General features: G+C 63.0%; 2 protein-coding genes. Both read right to left on the bottom strand.

All coding sequences use genetic code 11. The features are described from left to right. Positions 1–102: 102 nt before the first annotated feature. Positions 103–1107, bottom strand: coding sequence for an FAD binding domain-containing protein (locus AB4043_RS26025; RefSeq protein ID WP_442302444.1), 1005 nt, complete (start codon positions 1105–1107; stop codon positions 103–105). A gap of 14 nt (positions 1108–1121) precedes the next feature. After that, positions 1122–1211, bottom strand: coding sequence for a 2Fe-2S iron-sulfur cluster-binding protein (locus AB4043_RS26020; protein ID WP_442308592.1), 90 nt, complete (start codon positions 1209–1211; stop codon positions 1122–1124). Positions 1212–1235: the final 24 nt, after the last annotated feature.

Genomic DNA, 1235 nt, shown 5'->3' with positions numbered 1-1235 from the left:
CGCCGGTGGTCTTCAGCGGTCCATCGATGCGCGGCGTGGGTACACCGACGATCTTGCTCTCAGTAACGGGCTGTGGTGTCTGCTGTTCCATCGGGTTCCTCCTTATGCGTGACGAGTGACTTCGGCGAGTGCGTGGGTGAGGCAGCGCTTTGCGAGCTCAACCTTGAAGCCGTTCTGCGACTGCGGACGAGCTCCGTGCAATGCAGCTTCTGCCGCCGCGCGGAAATTGGCCGGTGTTGCCACTTTGCCTTGCAGTGCTCTCTCAGCTTCGAGGCTGCGCCAGGGCACGGTCCCGACTCCACCCATGGCGACGCGAACGAAGTCGATGCGGCCGCCGCTCTGTTTGACTACAACGGCCGCAGAAGCAAGGGCGAACTCGTAGGAAGTGCGGTCGCGCAGTTTGAGGTAGTAGCTCTTCGCCCCCGCGGGCAGGGCCGGGATGGCGACATGGGTGACGAGGTCGCCGGGTTCGAGAACCGTCTCGCGTTCCGGCGTATTGCCGGGCAGCAGATAGAACTGCGCGATCGGGATAGTGCGTTCTCCCTTTGCGCCGGTGACGTGGATGGTGGCGTCGAGCGCAGCGAGAGCGACGTTCTGGTCAGAGGGGTTGGAGGCGATGCACTGGTCGCTGGTGCCGAGGATGGCCATCATGCGGTTGTGTCCACCGATGGCGGAGCAGCCGGTGCCGGGCTGACGTTTGTTGCAGCCATAGGCGGTATCGCGATAGTAGACACAGCGTGTCTTCTGCAGCAGGTTGCCGGCGGTAGTGGCCATGTTGCGGAGCTGGGTGGAGGCTCCGCTCAGGATCGCGAGTGAGAGCACGGGGAACTGCGTCTTCACGGCGTCGTGATAGGCGACGTCGGTGTTGCGGGCGAGCGCGCCGATCTTGAGGCCGCCATTGGCGGCAGGCTCGATGGCGGTGAGGTTAAGTCCGTTGATATCGACGAGCTTTGTTGGAGTCTCGACGTTCAGCTTCATGTAGTCGACGAGATTGGTGCCACCGGCAATGTAACGGACAGACGCGCCTTGTTGAGCGGTGGAGGAAGAGGACTGGGCTTTGACCGCGTCCTGAATGCTATTGACGGAGATGAGATCGAAGGGCTGCATGGCCTGGTTCCTCCTTATGCGTGGCGACGGACGGACTGCACGGCAGCGACGATGTTGGGGTAAGCGCCGCAGCGGCAGATGTTGCCGCTGAGTGCCTCCTTCACGTCGGTGTCGGCAGTGCCCCAGGG

Origin of the sequence: Terriglobus sp. YAF25, assembly GCF_052113305.1 — a bacterium.
Classification (GTDB): Bacteria; Acidobacteriota; Terriglobia; order Terriglobales; family Acidobacteriaceae; genus Terriglobus.
This window is presented reverse-complemented; position numbering and strand designations above follow the sequence as displayed.